We start from the raw sequence: 16415 nt of genomic DNA on the forward strand, positions 1-16415 counted from the left end.
CCAGCATGGACCCGCAGCACAGGCACCGTTCCCCCGGCGTCGTGCCCGCCTCCCTGCATCTTCGGAGCTTCGATGGGGGAGTGCACTGCGACGTACATGCTCTCCGGCCAGAGTCCTATAGAGCCATATCTGCCCTGGCGGCAGGACACACCCCACTCGTCCCGCGGGGGCAGGGCCTGTCGTATGTGGCCGCGAGCTTCGGACCAACAAGCACGGCGGTCGACATGCGCTCCTTCGACCGGGTTCTGGATTACGATTCTGACACGGGCGACGTCGTCGTCGAAGCAGGCATAACGTTGGCGAGTCTCTTCGAATTTCTGCTGAGGAAAGGACGATACCTGCCGGTCCAACCCGGGCATGGTCAGATTTCGGTCGGAGGCTGCATCGCGGCAAATGTCCATGGCAAGAACCAAGCCAGGGACGGAACATTCTACGATCAAGTTCACCAAATTACCCTCTTTCATCCCCGCCATGGCATCGTCACAGTGAGCCGCGAACAGTCGCCAACGATATTCGAGACCACCTGTGGCGGCTACGGCTTGACCGGACTTATCCTGACGGCGCACCTCAAGACACGGCGCATCCCAGGCGGTACCGTGACGTTGAAGATCTCTGCGGTTGACCGGCCCGAGACCGGAATGGAACTGATGCGCACGGCAGCTTCAGCCTGCGACGTCATCTATTCTTGGCATGACCTGATCGGCTCAACAGGTTCGGGCCTTGTCGTGACTGGCTGCTTCGACGAGGGCCCATTGGGGGCCGAACGTCATCAGCGCCAGCGCGAGATTTCATCGAATTGGCGCGCTGCAATGCCGATCTCCTTGCAGACGGCGCTTGTCGGTCGAGCGGTCAACACCCTCTATCGCCTTTTGAACCAACCGGGCGAGAAAAAGGTCCATCTGCGCGAAGCTCTCTTTCCGGCGCAAGGTAAGGAAGTATATTTCCGTCTATTCGGGAGAGCAGGCTTCCACGAATACCAAGCCATCGTCCCAGGTTCGCAGTTCTCCGACTATGTTGCACAGGTGCAGGCGTGCGCACGCAAGCACAGATTGCCCATCGTCCTTGCGTCGGGAAAAAGCTTCGAAGGTGTTCCAACACTTCTTCGCTTCACCGGCGCTGGAACGTGCTTTGCCATCAATGTGCCGCGTACGGGAAGCTCGCTCAGTTTTCTCTCTGAGCTCGACGGCATTGCCATTGATCTCGGCTGCCGCCCTAACATCATCAAGGACGCGCGCCTACCCCGCTCTGTTGTAGAGGCCACCTACCCGGACTACGATCGTTTCAAGAGACTTCTCACTGAGTGGGATCCCGAACGCATGTTCCGATCTGAACTCTCCGAAAGGTTGGGCCTTTGACTGCCGTTATCCTTGGTGCGACCGCCGGCGTTGGACGCGCACTTGGCCGAGAGCTGGCCCGGCGCGGGGTGGATGTCCTTCTGATAGCTAGGGACGAGCAGAGCCTACAGGCCGAGGCGGCCCACCTTCGCTTGATGTACGGCATCCGCGCTTCCATCGTCGTGGCGGATGGCATGCGGCCTCAGGAACTGGATGCTAGGCTGTCCGAGGCATGTAGTCACCTGGACACCATCGACGCTCTGCTGTGTCCGATAGGGGCATCCCGTTCTGACGATGACGGTTCCCAACCGTTGCAGGAGACGCAGTCTCTGATCGACACCAACTTCACCGCGGTCGTAGTGGCTACGGACGTTGTACTTCCTGCTATGATTCAGGCGAAGCGTGGAACGATCGTCGGATTCAGTTCGATCGCAGCGACGCGGGGACGCAGCGCAAACGTCGTTTACTCTGCATCCAAGCGCGCGCTCGAAAGTTACTTCGAAAGCATGCGACACCGACTGGTGGATTCCGGAGTTCGCACCACAATTTATCGCCTCGGATATGTCGCGACTCAGCAAAGCTACGGCAAGGCTTTGCTTTTACCAATCGCTACTCCAGAGGCCGTCGCCCGCACAATCTGCGACCATCTACAGAAGCGGGAGGGCTGCATCACCTACCCGCCATTCTGGCTGCCGATTATCCGCATTATACGCGTACTGCCCTGGCCCATTTTCAAGAAGATGAAGTTCTAGATTTCTGATCCAGGGCTCTGTGATGCGTACTTTTCAGCAGCATGGCGAGGTATGCGATAGACGCACTACCTTCCGATAGTGCTCCTGGTGCACTCCCGCGAAGCTGGACCAGCGAAAGAAAGAGTTTTTGGCTAGGTTGGTCCTAACCCGAGACGCCAGTCGCTTTCGAAGACAATCGATCAAGCACCTACAGTCTCTTACTTCGGACGAGTGGAGACTCATCGGGCATCTGCAAGGAGCTGGATATCAGAAATATAGGTGTGATCGTAAACTGCGTCGGCTCCAGGGCCTGGATCGAACTCGATGCGCAGTTGCGTTATGGATCCTGGAGACCAATCGAGCAGTATTTGCTGTTGACCGCGGTCATCATTGCGCCGTGCGGGATCGAGGTAGCGGGAAACCTTCTTGAGAGGCTCTCCATCAGCACCGAGGCCGATTACGCGAATCTCAGCGCCGTTTGAAGCGGGCTCGTTCGGATGATCAGCATATTGAAGGCCGTACGAGAGCTTCACTCCATGCCAATCACTAATGACGGGAATCGTAGTCGAGCACGGCGCGTGAAACACGTATAGCGGCGAGGTTCCCCCCGAAACGACTTTTGGCGAGGGTGGAAACATACATTTTTCGGCGTTATGAACAAGATCGCGTAATATCAATGAGCTGGCGAGACGATCTGGAAGAAGACGCGGAGCGTCATTCCGGATCTCAAGTTCGAAAAGATCAATTTGGACACTAGAAGACCAAAACCATTCCATCTTAGGTTCGGTCTTTACGCGAATCGATATCACTCGGTCGCTCGGGCGGCTTTGAGTAACGATACTTGTCTGCATTAGACGCGCAAATGATGCGGTTTCGGCGACAAATGGCGAGAGCAGAAAGCCCGCTTCACCTAAGGCAGGTACAATTTGATGCCTTGTTTCCGTTCCGTCTGCAAGGGTTTGCTCCAGAATTACATGCGGGGCCTTGTAGAATGGCTTCAGAAGCCTGCCTAGAAGTGAGGGTTTCACCCGCATTTCCGCCCAGAGCAGCTTTTGCCCGCGAGGCAATCGCAATTCATCGCCCCAGCCTACGCGCTTGAGAGAGAGTGGAGCGAGTCTATATGGAAGCGGCTCAGCTCGTTTCTTAAGAATTAGGAACTCGTTGTCGGCATCATACAGTTCATAGCGAGATATCAATTCCGGCCAGGAAGGTCCGTCGGCTGTAGCTGGATGTCTGCTGTCTACGGATCGACTCGGGTGAAGCACTTGAAAAAGCACAACCTCCGGCCCATTGATCTTCAAGTACTCTGCGTTTCGCTTTGCAAGCGTAGTTGTATGCGCGTTCAATGACAGATATGCCGGGCGTGGAGTATACTGAAACTGCGGGTGGGCAATCACGACTGCAGTATGCTGCGGATATATGTCTGCTGAACCTTGAAGGTCAGTTCTAATCGGCACACCCTTACGAATGCTCGCCATTAGTAGGCCCCATGACTCTTGAGGGGCAGAAAATTCTCCGTTGATTACCCGAGCAAGTGCGCTCGATTTTTCACCGAGCTTTTTCGCAATGTTCTCTAAATAGCTTGAACCCGAGCCTTTGACGACCTGGCAGCCAAGGAACACTGTGAGAAGTGCTAAAGTGGCCGGCTGTAGTGATACCTTCCATGCATTCGGCCTCATCGGTGAGACAGCAATCAAGAACCACAGTGCCACAAAGATCTCGCCGATTCCTTGCTCAATCTGATTGCCGCCAATCGCGTGCTGCCATGCTAAGCCAGCACAAACTGCACAGCTTAGGAAAAATCCGCATCTAATACGCCGGCTTTCGAGCTGGGTCGCCACAAGCCATGCTGTCGCAAGGAAACATAGCAAAAAACCTGCCAGTATAGTGACCGTTGAAAGGTTGTAGGGATTGAAGAAACCTTTCGACATCGCATCGGCGTAGCCGCCAGATAGATCGAGGGATGCAAGAAACCAAATTGGGAGATGGCTGATCTGCTGCCCCGCCGCAACCCACGCGATGGCAGTTGTGCCTACCCAGACGGCAAAAATATATGGCAGCCGGCGGAAGGAGAGATCCAGTACCAAGATAATTATTTGGATAGAGAGGCCGAGTACGAAAACGTTAAACTTCACGAGCCCGACCCAAGCTGCTGCGACTGCCGCAACCAGCGCAAGTATGAGTTGGACCCGTGGACGCTTTTCCTCCGAGTGAAACACTTGATAAAGACCTAAGTAAAGACTCGGAAAGAACCAAAAGCCCTGATCGAGTCCTCCAACCCACAGTGTAATGAGACCAAGAAAGCCGAGAAATAATATCAGCCGAACGACAAGGCTGACTTTACTCTTCATAACGACTGTGAAACCAATGCTGATTACCGCAATCACAATCACACTGTTTATAACAACGAAAATCGGATAAATATTCGATGGAACAATAGGTGACGCGAGTAGGCCCCATGGACCGTACGTAAATACAACGTCTGACCCGTACTGCGCTCCCGACTGAAACAGAGCCGGTAGGGCAAGAACAAAAGCTGCATCAACCGATAGTTCCTCAATGGACTCGATCGTCCATCGGAAGGATTCCCAAGGTACAAGCATGAACAAAGCAAGCATACACGCGAGCAGTAGAATTAGACTCAAAAGGGGCGAATAGCGAGTGAGTTTCATTGAATACGGGCTGGCAATTATCGTGCGGAGAATTAGAAGAGATTCGCTCCTTCTCCTATAGTTTGACCCTGCATTCAAGAGGCTCCGCCCTGAGGGACGCTGAACTATCGGCCGGCTCAGATATGTTTGGCCGGCCGCCCATTCATTGGGCCGGAATGCACATCGATCTCGCAGGGCTGGCCTGTGAAGATTTGCCCGGCCCCATGGTATTGGGACCGCTTCGGCTGCGGTCTGAACAGGAATTTCCACGTAGCTGCTTGCTCATTTCCTCCTGTTAAGCAGCCACTCTGACAACAGCCAGACCAAGTCTCACGCACTACTGCCTCTGGCCCCGAACCACCTATGACTGTCAGGGTCTTTAATTTTCTTGACGCTTGGGGTATGTGCCCAAGTTCAAACCGTTTGAAGGGCCCAACATGAACGTGCGTAAAGCTGTGATTCTCGCTGGTGGATACGGCACTCGGCTATCAGAGGAAACTGGTTTGCGCCCGAAACCCTTAGTTGAGATCGGCGGACGTCCTATACTATGGCACATTATGAAGACGTATTACCATTATGGAATTACGGAGTTCATTATTTGCTTAGGTTACAAAGGGTATATGATTAAGGAATATTTTTCTAACTATTTCCTTCATATGTCTGATGTTACTTTCGACTTCAACGACAACAGCACGACGATTCATGATCGCCGCTCAGAACGCTGGAAGGTGACTCTTGTCGATACTGGCCAGGACACCATGACAGGGGGACGCCTCAAACGTATCGCTCCCTATGTCGGCGATGAGACGTTTTGCATGACTTATGGTGATGGAGTCGGTGACATCGATGTTGGTAAGCTTATCCAGCATCACGTCGATCGGAGGCGAGATGCTACAGTCACTCTCGTCCGTCCTCCTGGACGTTTCGGCGCGGCTGACCTTAGTGGCGACACCGTCCACGGGTTCAAGGAAAAACCAACCGGCGGCAGCGGCTGGATCAATGCCGGATATTTCGTGCTGTCCCCTTCGGTGTTCGACCTGATCGAGGGAGATGCGACGGTATGGGAGCGCGAACCATTGGAGCGCCTCGCAGCAAAGGCGCAATTGAGCGGATATAAGCATGAGGGCTTCTGGGAGCCGATGGACACATTGCGCGACAAGAACAACCTTGAGGACTTGTGGGCTCGCGGTTCGGCGCCGTGGCGCGTTTGGGGGTGAGCAACCTATGGATAGACTATCAGCACCTCAAGTGCTAGAAAGTTACAAGTCTCGTCGCGTACTTGTTACCGGGCATACAGGGTTCAAAGGTTCATGGCTCACTGCGTGGCTGCATGCGCTTGGCGCTGAGGTGACCGGCTTCTCGCTCCCACCTGATCAGGGACCTGACAACTTATTCGAACGGGCTGGAATTGGTGAGTCGTGCTGCTCGCGAATAGGCGACATATGCAACTTCGATGCCGTTCGACGTATTTTCGAGGAAGCTCGTCCAGAGATCGTGCTGCACTTGGCTGCTCAACCGTTGGTGCCGCGGAGTTATTCCGACCCAGTCGGTACAATGGCAACAAACGTGCTCGGAACCGCTCACGTCCTTGAGGCCGCTCGGCTCTGCCCCAGCGTCAATGCGGTCGTATGTGTAACCACGGATAAAGTGTACCGTAATCACGAATGGGCCTGGCCATATCGTGAAACGGACGAACTCGGCGGCTTTGATCCATACAGTGCGAGTAAGGCAGCGGCCGAGATGGTTGCCCGGTCCTATCGGACTGCTCTCGCCCCAAAAGACCGGCCTTTCGCACTAGCGACCGCACGTGGGGGCAACGTGCTGGGAGGCGGAGACTGGTCTGCCGATCGCCTTGTGCCGGATATGGTGCGAGCACTCCGTGCCGGCGTCCCTCTCGAGATCCGGCATCCGAACGCGATCCGTCCGTGGCAGCACGTCCTTGATCTCTGCTATGCCTACCTGCTCATTGGAGCCGTGCTCTTCCAGCAGGCCGAGGGTGTTGACGTCGATGCTTGGAATATCGGTCCCGATCAGGGCACTTCAATCCCGGTTCGTACTCTGGCAAGCCTGTTCTTCCAGGCTTGGGGCGCGCCAGATCACCCAATAGCTTCCACGGATGCGATTGGCTTTGAGGCGCGGACCCTGTCGCTTGACTCATCGTTGGCCCGCAGCCGTCTCGGTTGGGCACCGGTGCTCGGGCCAACGGAAACCATCCACTTTTCTGCCAAATGGTACCGTGCATATGTAGATGCGCCCGAACAGGCCCGCGCTCTTATGGATGCGCAACGTACCGCATTCGAGCAGCGTCTCTTCCATAACGATTTCTGACTAGCTCCTGAAAGCAGCTTAGCTCCATGCAACATTCAAGCTCCCCCACTTGCCGTCACTGCGGCACCGCATTGAAGCTCACCTTCGCTGATCTCGGATCGACGCCGATTTCGAATGATTTCCTGTCGGCCGATCAGGTGAACGGGCCGGATCCCTTCTATCCACTGAAGGCATTCGTTTGTCAGGAATGCAGACTTGTACAACTTCAGGACTTTTTCCGCTCGGATGACCTATTTCGCGAGGATTATGCGTACTTTTCGTCCTACTCGCCCTCGTGGCTGCAGCACGCTGAGCGTTATGCTGCGGACATGACCGAGCGGTTCAAGCTTGGCCCCCAGAGCCATGTCGTCGAAGTAGCAAGCAATGATGGATATCTGCTGCAATATTTCAGGATGCGGGGTATCCCGGTTCTAGGCGTGGAGCCTAGCCGATCAGTCGCAGATGTTGCCGTAGCTGAGCGGCAGATCCCGACTGAGGTTCGCTTCTTTGGCATCGACACTGCGCGCGATCTGCTGAACGATGGCCATGCGGCGGATCTGATGGCGGCCAATAACGTACTCGCGCACGTGCCCAACATCAACGATTTCGTAGGTGGTTTTTCGGTGCTCCTAAAGACAAACGGTGTGGTGACCTTCGAGTTCCCGCACCTTCTTAACCTGATACGCCTCAATCAATTCGACACGATTTATCACGAGCACTTTTCCTACCTTTCTCTTCTGGCGGTCGAGCGGATTCTGGCAAAGAACGGGCTACGCGCTTTCGATGTCGAGGAACTATCAACCCATGGCGGCTCCTTGCGAGTTTTCGCATGCCGCCCCGAAGCAAGCCACGAGGAGAAGCCTGCCCTCAAGGCTGTTCGTGCCAAGGAGGTTGAAGCTGAGCTCGACAGAGATGACGCATATTTGGCCTTTGGCGAGCGGGTTCGAGAAACAAAGCGCAGCTTACTTGAACTTCTCATTCGCCTTAAGCGCGACGGTAAACGCATCGTCGCATACGGCGCACCCGCGAAGGGGAACACTCTCCTGAATTACTGTGGTATTGGCACGGATATGCTCGACTTTACGGTTGACCGCTCCCCTTATAAGCAGGGGCGCTTTCTACCAGGCACGCGACTTCCGATCTACGATCCAGCTGCCATCGATCAGGCTCAACCAGATTATGTGCTGATATTGCCGTGGAATCTCAAGGAAGAAATCATCGAGCAGCTATCAACGATCCGCTCTTGGGGCGGGCGCTTCATCGTGCCTATTCCGTCTGCTACTGTACTTGACTGAATCTGGCGGCGATCACAATGCAGGTTCTCGATACTCCGCTTCCGGGCTGCCGGCTGATCAAGCCAGCACCCTTCAACGACGACCGCGGATACTTCGTTCGTCTTTTCGATGCCGAGGTGTTCGCGGCCTGGGACTTGAACCCAGTTCTTGCGCAGGCAAGTCTGTCCTTCAATCGGCATAAGGGCACCTTGCGCGGACTGCACTATCAGGCGCATCCCCATATGGAGGACAAGCTAGTGCGTTGCACGAGCGGGTCTATCTTTGATGTAGCGGTCGATATTCGGCTCGGATCCCCAACCTTCGGACAGTGGTTTGGGGTGGAACTCTCGGCCGATAACAACTATCAGCTCTATATTCCGGCCGGGTTTGCACACGGATTTCAATCCCTTACTTCAGATGCGACCGTAGCCTATCACATCAGCGTCCCTTACGACCCGGCGCTGACCGCAGGCTTGCATTTTGACGATCCGGACGTCTCCGTGACGTGGCCTTTGCCTCCGACACATATGTCCGAAAGGGACCGGAACCTGCCACGGCTTTCTGAACTGGAATCGAGCGGCCTCATGCCGTGTCCGGAAATTGCCGGGATTCAGCAGTGAGCAAGCGCCTACTTATAACTGGAGCTCGAGGATTTATCGGACGACGGATCGTCGCGGCTGCGCAGCAGGCAGGATTCGACGTGCATGCAGTCGGGACAGCAGCGCCCCCCAGTGATGAAGCACGATCGGTTCGGTGGCATGTCGCAAACCTACTTGTAGAAGGCGAGCCGCGCCGCTTGGTCTCTGAAATCAAGCCGACACATCTTCTGCACGCTGGTTGGGAAACAAGCCACGGGAGTTACTGGACAAGTCCGAACAACGTCCTGTGGCTCGGCGTTACTGCCGCCCTTGCACACGCATTTGCGAGTACGGGCGGGCGTCGCTTTGTACTTGTCGGTACCTGCGCAGAGTACGACTGGCATCAGGGGGTGATGGTTGAGGGTGTGACGCCAAACCGTCCTCACACGCTCTATGGTGCGTGTAAACTTGCCGCTCACGATCTGCTCCAGGCCATGGGTCCGGAATTGGGTTTCACAGCTGCGACAGGACGGGTTTTTTTCGCTTATGGCCCACGGGAGAATGCTCAGCGGCTAATCCCGTATATTTCGCGCACGCTGTCCGCTGGCGGCGTTGCTCACCTGACTAGCGGTCGCCAGATCCGAGACTTTCTTCACGTTGACGATGTAGCGCGTGCCTTCCTAGCATTGTTGAACAGCGATGCGAACGGCGCCTTCAATATCGGCATGGGTGAGCCCGTGCGGCTATCTGAGATCGCACGGATTTTAGGCAGAATTAGCGACGCATCAGATCGAGTACTTCTTGGTGCTCGGCCTGATCGACCCGACGACGTCCCAGTGTTGGTACCTGATATTCGGCGCCTGCAAGACCTCGGTTGGCAGCCGCTTACCTCACTTGAGCGGGGTTTGACCGACACCTACGCCTGGTGGGCGGCTCAAAAACTAGAGTAGCTTGGTTTCTCAGGTTTCAACATGGCTCTGTGTGATCAGACGGAGTCGCGGGCGCGTTGTTTGGAGCGTCTGCCAGGAACGTTGCTGCATGTTTGCTCGTTGAGCGAAAGAGCCCTGATGGGCGCGTTCTGATCAAGTTGCAGAAAGCCTTCGTCCACTCTCGTAGCTCCGACAATGGCCAGCCTACGGCGTGTTCGAATTCGCTGAATTCGTGTTCGTATTGCGCAAGACTCTTATCCACGAGTGGTACTCAAACTGCACCATCGGGCGCTAATCTGAAAGCAAACCCCAGAACTATGCCCGACCTCTCACTAACGCCTTCCATCCGGGAATACCGATTGTGCGATCGCATCGTAGTCGAGAATTGGGTAGCGGCATTCCAGCGATGCCACGGTGGCACACGCAGTCACACCCACCAAGTCGATGCGGTTCTTTGCGTCCTCAAGCGCCCTGGCAACGGCCTCAGGAGTGACCTCATCTAGGCTGATAAATTTATCCGAGCGCTTTGAAAGATCCTTCGATGCATATCTGTTTGTGATCGTCACACAGCCTGCGCTGGCCATTTCTAACGGAGGGTAACTCGGATGGGGACTTATCATTAGCGACAGTCCGATCGCTGACCGATTGAGCAGTTCAGCGTAGTCATCAAGTGACAACTTGCCCTCTACCGACACGTTCTCCAGCTCGCTCACCATATCAGGGCTGAAGCCCTCTCCAGCGAAAACGATTTTGTACTGGGTGTTTTCCTCAGGATTGTGGGCTTGCCACTGTCTCAATGCTTCCCGCACGATTGCGAAGGCGTTTCGTTCGACTGAGGGCCTACCATAGGCAAGCACGATCTTCTCTTTTTTGGTTGGGCGCAATTTCAGCTGTATCTTCTCGTTCATGGTGAAGGGAAGCACATAAGTTTCGGCGAAGCTGAAGCGCTTACCCATGAAGTCAGCCAATTCTTCCGAATTGATCAGTGCAATCGTATCCGCGCTATTTCTGTAAGTCGCATCTGCGAGCGCTTGTCGAGCCGACCATGGATAGAAGCCAGGCTCGTAATCCTGGATAAGATACAGCATCTTCTGGTTTGTACGGAACATGGTTCGCTGATTCCGCAGAAGGCGAAATCCGAGATCGGCAGTCCACCAAGCTGTTGCCAGGAAAACATCCCCGCTTCGGACCGTCAGCGGAGTGAATTGCCGTTCAGCCATACTGACGACCGAAACGTCACCAACATCATCATCTGGCTGCACCAGAACACATGACTTCTGAAGAAAGGATGACAAAGCGTCGAGCGAATCTGTGTCAACAGGATCAGATGTAATTACAATCCTTAAATCCACGTCGGAAGTACACGCCATAATGTCAGCGGCACAGCGAAGTGCACTTGAGACACCGCCATAGATTTTCTCCGGCTTGGCCGTGGGGAGCAGAAGGTTAAGTCGGGGCTTTACACCATCGGATCTGGCTGCCGTGACGGGGTAAACTTCGGTGACGGATTGGAAAATGGCAGATCGACGCCCTGAAGTACCCAATATCCTCGATGCGCGCCGATTGATGTGATAGCCAATCTCTGCGACGTCGAGGTGCATCAGCGCGCCAGTTGCCTGCGCCGAACGGTTAGTAGCGACGACACCAACATGTGTATACCCGCGACTCTCAGCTAAGAATAGAAGAGACCTCTCAATCGCGTGCGCGAGAGTTCCGTCAACTTGGCCCAGTTCCTCATCAAAATCATCATAAGCTAGGCCTAGTTGAAATAAAGGATCGATGGCGTCTTTCCGTGCCCAGAACATGGTACTGGTTGGAAACTCAAGCAGGTCATCAGCGGATAAAGTTATACCGACACGCTGAAGGAGTGAACGGGCTTTCCCAAAATCATAGCCCCAATTCCGCAGGCCCACGACTTCCTTATGATGGTCCGAGTAGACGATACCCACTCGAGGGTCATCGAACAGCGCCCAGATCGAGCGGACGATTTCCCTCGAACCTAGGAGGTTATCCCGCACATATGATCCCCAATCTGCATAACGGCTGTCATGAGGAGACTTCTTGGTATGGAGATGGAAGACCAACTCAGCATCATCAACAAAATTCTTGCCCTCGATTATAAACGGAGCAACATCGCGGCCGCGGTTCGGACAAACAACAGCCTTTCCGGACAAGTGAAGCTCTTGTAGCAGACGCTCAAGGTCACGCTGTTTTGATTCTGTGTCTGTGGTCAAAACAAGGTTCAGCTGCAGATCAAGGTTCGCAATCTCACGCAGGATTTCTTCAGCAACCTCTGGATAGAAGCAGTGAATGATCCCAACGACTTTAGGATCGCGCACTTCGCCCGACATGTCTCCTGAGAACGGCAGTACAAGGGCTGGATACCGACTGCTCGGTGGATTGAACGCCTGCTGCGCACCATACTCATTATAGAGCGCAGTTGTCGCTAGAGCAGGTTGAGCAGGTGTGTTTGGATCCCCGCCAGCCGGCTCAGTGCTTGCACTGCGCTCACGAACATGCTCCCCGAGCATTGCGGTAATTTCATCACCAAGAAAATCGCGAACGTCGGGATCAGAGACGTTGACTAGGCCAAGCGTAAAGAGTTGAACCTTCAAAAATGGATAGCCGTCACGTATCAACGCACGCCAGTTGTAGATTGTCGGATTTCTGCGAATTTTTGCCGCTTCCTCGCAATCATAAATCGCTTTTACCTGCAATCCAGCCGCAACGAGGCGCTCTGAAAGTGTAAGCTCGACCTCATTGATGAGTCTCTGCTTATCAGCGTAGCACGGGACGGAGGTAAGGATCTTGAATGCAGCTGAAGATGTAGATGGATTTTTGATACAGAAGAAATAGCTTTGCAGATGATGCCGATGCTCGAGGTTCTCAGTAGCAAAAACCACATCCGCTGCGGCCTCATCAACTTTGCGTCGCAGTTGCAAGATGCCACCGCGAGGAGCAATGACACTGTCATTGGTGAAGGTGATCGAACGCGCAGTCCCAACGCCCCCGATCAATCGGACAGCATGACTCCATGCGCCAAAGTCATAGCCCAAGTTTTCGCGTACTATCTGGATCGCAGCGGGAGAAGCCCCCGGGTCTCGATGCGATCCAAAGCACCCCGAGTTTACGACGAGAGCCACCAAATACCCAGCATCGTTGTACTCGTGAACGAGCTGACGCTGTAACTGCGTCAAGCGCCCGCTTGGACAATAGCAAACGAGAACGACGACATCCTGCCCAGTAATGTTCGCAATTCGATCGACGCGGTAGTGTGCGTTGATATCGCTCGTGCGCTGCTCCTGCGAGCGAGAGGCATTTGCAGTCTTCTTCTTATATGAAGATGATTGAGGTTGGGATGATTGAATAGAGATCTGCTTTCGTGAGCGCAAGAAGTCTATGCGCGCGGGGATACGATGAGGCGTCAATGCCCACCATACCGCCTTAGCACCTCGACGTAATGTGGCTCGGAGGGGAAGTGGAAGCTTTTGCAAGGCTCCGCGCAGGGGGCTGATTGTACGCCACATTGTGCTTCGCTGAAACTCGCTCAGAGTTTTTCGCGCCAGCAACTCCCTTTTGCTGACACGATTTATTTCCCGCTTCAGCTTTGCGACACGAGCACTGTGTTGACTGGCGGCCGCAGACAGTTGTGCCGCACTTGCAAGAGCAACCTCGGATACTGTCGTCTTCAATTGAGCGAGCGCACCGCGCAGTTCTGCACTCTCACTGCGAAGTTCTGCACTCTCACTGCGAAGTTCTGCACTCTCGCTGCGCAGTTCGGAGACCTCTCTACTCAATGCATTCTTATGATTCGTTTCTTCATGCAAAGCTAGTTCAAGGCTGCGCCTATGCTCCATTGCTTGGCGTGCCGCATAAGCTTCGACCCATCGAGCACCTAACTCACTGAAACGCTCTCGGACTTTTGCGGAGTCCTGAGCACTAAGCCTAACGAGTTCCACCACTTGTTCGGGAGGCTCGGTTCCTACAACAAGTACTCCAAGTCCATGGCAGTGGTAGAACTCAAATCCGACATATTCCTTGTTCAGCTCCTCCCAGAGGCGCCATACTCCGAAACCTCGCTCCCTGACGTTTATGTCATGAAACAGGACAACTCCCCGTTTCGACATCTTTGGAAGCCAAGTTTGGAAATCGTGCTTTACGGCTTCGTACGTGTGCAGGCCATCAATGTGTAGCAGGTCGATAGAGCCGTCAGCAAAATACTGCAACGCATCATCGAAAGTAGACCGAATTAGTCTAGAGAAAGAGCTATATCGCGCGGTATTAACGCTGTTAAGCTCTTCAAAGACCCTTTCATCATACTGTCCGGCATGCTCATCACCGACCCATGTATCGACTGCGAAGCATTGTGCCTCCAGCCTTTCGCGAAGAACTGCCTCACAGAATGCTCCATAGGACACACCTGCGTGTGTTCCGAGCTCCACTATCGTTCTCGGCCGTGCCGATTTCGTCAACCAGTGAGCAAAAGGAACGTGCCCCCACCAAGCGCTTACAGCTCCCGCTCGGGATGATGGCCAGAAAACGACGTCGAGCTCCGGAGCAAGAAGCAGGTCGATTGCACCATCGTTAGAGCTTCTTGGCCCCTGGTTACCAACTTCACGATCAGCGACAGGAAGGTTCGGGAGCATATATTTTCTAAGGACAAGTGGAATGTGAACGATGGTATCGATAGGCTTTAAACAAGGTGGCGAGTGATTTCAAGCAAGGAGACGCACCGGGAGCCGATGCCTCCATCTGGTAAAAACATCCTGTAAAGAACGACAATACACTCCAAGTTATTTCGCCTTGTCTGCTCGCCCTCAACTATTCGACAAGTTTGCAATGCTTTATTAAGTTGTTTATAGTGGAAACATAAAATTCAGAAAACTTCATAGAGCATCTTTTTACTACTATAATGTGAACTGTAAGCGCTTGCGAAATGGACCGGATAACAATGAGGCCCGGCATATGGGTACCCACACCAGCCGCAACCCCGCATGTGTCTGAACTCCGATCACGTATCGTGCGAGCTGCACTTTCCGAGATCTGAAGCGACTGCTCCCTTTACTGGCGCGCTGTAGCTATCTGGAGTAGGTACTGTCCGTAGGTACTCTTGGAGAGCTTCGTGCCAAGCTCGACGAGTTGTTCACGTTCAATCCAGCCGGCGTTATAAGCAATCTCTTCAGGGCATGCGATTCGAAAACCCTGACGCTTCTCCAGAGCTCGCACGAACTCGGCAGCTTCGACAAGACTGTCTGGCGTTCCAGTGTCGAGCCACGCATAGCCGCGCCCCATGAGCTCTACCTGGAGCTGTCCTGCCTCCAAGTAGACGCGATTCACATCAGTAATCTCAAGTTCCCCTCGCGAAGAGGGTTTCAAGTTTGCAGCAATCTCAACGACTTGGCTGTCGTAGAAGTATAGTCCAGTTACAGCCCAATTTGAACGTGGGTGCTTCGGCTTCTCCTCAATGGAAATGGCCCTGCCGTTGCTGTCGAATTCTACAACGCCATACCGCTCAGGGTCAGTGACGTGATACGCGAAAACCGATGCTCCCAACAGACGGTTAGCTGCCGAACGCAGTAGATCTGTTAGGCCGTGACCATAATATACGTTATCTCCAAGGACGAGAACGGAGGGCCCACCAGCAACGAAATCCGCACCGATAATATAGGCTTGGGCAAGCCCCTCCGGCTTGGGCTGCTCTGCATAGGAGAGACGAATGCCCCACTGCTCACCGCTTCCGAGAAGCTGCTTGAAGCGCGGCAAGTCCTCAGGCGTGGAGATGATCAGGATGTCCTTTACACCGGCCAGCATGAGCGTGGTCAGTGGATAATAGATCATCGGCTTGTCATAGATCGGAAGCAGTTGCTTCGATGTGACATAGGTCATCGGATGCAACCGGGTTCCACTACCGCCGGCAAGAATGATGCCCTTCATTGATGTTCCTTGTTCCATTTTAGGTGCCGAACCAAGTATAAATCTATGGCTCAGTCACTATTAATCGAAGTAGTTTATCAGTTCCGCTAGCGTCATCTGACGGCGATCTTTGTCGGACAGCGTTACCTGATCTGGTTTGACCGGCCAAGCGATGGCCAAAATAGGATCGTTCCAGAGAATTCCGTGATCATTGGCGGACGAGTAGTAGTTGGAAACCTTGTACTGGATCTCTGTATTCGGCTCGAGAGTGCAGAAACCGTGTGCAAATCCAATTGGCACGAGAAGCTGACGTCCATTTTCAGCCGATAGTTCGATAGCCACATGCTTTCCATACGTCGGTGACGATCTGCGGATATCAACGGCCACATCTAAGATGCGCCCACGAACGACACGGATAAGCTTGTCTTGAGCGAAAGGAGCGCTCTGGAAGTGCAGACCTCGCACTGTGCCGACTGCAGCCGACATAGAGTGATTGTCCTGCACGAAGTCGATTTCAATGCCGGCCTCGGCGAACTGCTGCTTGTTGTACGTTTCGGAAAAGAATCCCCGATGATCTCCAAACCGATCAGGAGTTATTACTTTTACATCTGGGATTGTGGTTGGCTCCACAGTTAACACGCGGCATTTCTCCTCGATTGATATTGCGCCACGCTCGGACGCTGCACACTGCAGAAATT

General features: G+C 54.0%; 11 protein-coding genes. 7 read left to right on the top strand and 4 right to left on the bottom strand.

Annotated elements, in window-relative coordinates; all coding sequences use genetic code 11:
* Positions 1-5: 5 nt before the first annotated feature.
* Together KBI52_RS25440 and KBI52_RS25445 are read left to right on the top strand one after the other, a co-directional pair.
* Positions 6-1355 (top strand): FAD-binding oxidoreductase, encoded by a 1350-nt coding sequence (locus tag KBI52_RS25440; RefSeq protein ID WP_210812153.1) that lies wholly within the window; start codon positions 6-8, stop codon positions 1353-1355.
* Entirely contained in the window at positions 1352-2086 is a 735-nt protein-coding gene (locus KBI52_RS25445) for an SDR family oxidoreductase (protein ID WP_210812154.1), read from the top strand. Before KBI52_RS25440 ends, KBI52_RS25445 begins: the two co-directional genes overlap by 4 nt.
* A 218-nt stretch (positions 2087-2304) precedes the next feature.
* Here KBI52_RS25445 and KBI52_RS25450 read toward each other — a convergent pair whose 3' ends face one another.
* Positions 2305-4737, bottom strand: coding sequence for a hypothetical protein (locus KBI52_RS25450; protein WP_210812155.1), 2433 nt, complete (start codon positions 4735-4737; stop codon positions 2305-2307).
* Between the two features lie 416 nt (positions 4738-5153).
* Here KBI52_RS25450 and rfbF point away from each other — a divergent pair, with 416 nt between their 5' ends.
* The 5 genes from rfbF to KBI52_RS34295 are packed head-to-tail and all read left to right on the top strand — an operon-like array spanning position 5154 to position 9825.
* Positions 5154-5933: a glucose-1-phosphate cytidylyltransferase gene (gene rfbF / locus KBI52_RS25455; protein WP_210812156.1), complete on the top strand. Its 780-nt coding sequence runs from the start codon at positions 5154-5156 to the stop codon at positions 5931-5933.
* Positions 5934-5940: 7 nt separating this feature from the next.
* A complete protein-coding gene (rfbG, locus tag KBI52_RS25460; protein WP_210812157.1) occupies positions 5941-7044 on the top strand; it encodes a CDP-glucose 4,6-dehydratase in 1104 nt (367 codons plus the stop codon).
* 26 nt (positions 7045-7070) lie between these two features.
* Positions 7071-8318: a class I SAM-dependent methyltransferase gene (locus tag KBI52_RS25465; RefSeq protein ID WP_210812158.1), complete on the top strand. Its 1248-nt coding sequence runs from the start codon at positions 7071-7073 to the stop codon at positions 8316-8318.
* Positions 8319-8335: 17 nt separating this feature from the next.
* Positions 8336-8917 (top strand): dTDP-4-dehydrorhamnose 3,5-epimerase, encoded by a 582-nt coding sequence (gene rfbC / locus KBI52_RS25470; RefSeq protein WP_210812159.1) that lies wholly within the window; start codon positions 8336-8338, stop codon positions 8915-8917.
* A complete protein-coding gene (locus KBI52_RS34295) occupies positions 8914-9825 on the top strand; it encodes an NAD(P)-dependent oxidoreductase (protein ID WP_210812160.1) in 912 nt (303 codons plus the stop codon). Before rfbC (KBI52_RS25470) ends, KBI52_RS34295 begins: the two co-directional genes overlap by 4 nt.
* 311 nt (positions 9826-10136) lie before the next feature.
* Here KBI52_RS34295 and KBI52_RS25480 read toward each other — a convergent pair whose 3' ends face one another.
* From KBI52_RS25480 to rfbC (KBI52_RS25490), 3 genes are all read right to left on the bottom strand, one after another.
* Complete coding sequence (locus tag KBI52_RS25480) at positions 10137-14450, bottom strand: rhamnan synthesis F family protein (protein ID WP_210812161.1); 4314 nt, start codon at positions 14448-14450, stop codon at positions 10137-10139.
* Positions 14451-14865: 415 nt separating this feature from the next.
* On the bottom strand, positions 14866-15738 hold the full coding sequence (rfbA, locus tag KBI52_RS25485) for a glucose-1-phosphate thymidylyltransferase RfbA (RefSeq protein WP_210812162.1): 873 nt from the start codon (positions 15736-15738) through the stop codon (positions 14866-14868).
* A 60-nt stretch (positions 15739-15798) separates the two neighbouring features.
* The gene (gene rfbC / locus KBI52_RS25490) at positions 15799-16356 is read right to left on the bottom strand and encodes a dTDP-4-dehydrorhamnose 3,5-epimerase (RefSeq protein WP_210812163.1); all 558 of its coding nucleotides are present in this window, start codon (positions 16354-16356) and stop codon (positions 15799-15801) included.
* Positions 16357-16415 lie beyond the last annotated feature (59 nt).

Origin of the sequence: Microvirga sp. HBU67558, from assembly GCF_018069605.1 — a bacterium.
Taxonomy (GTDB): Bacteria; Pseudomonadota; Alphaproteobacteria; order Rhizobiales; family Beijerinckiaceae; genus Microvirga; species Microvirga terrae.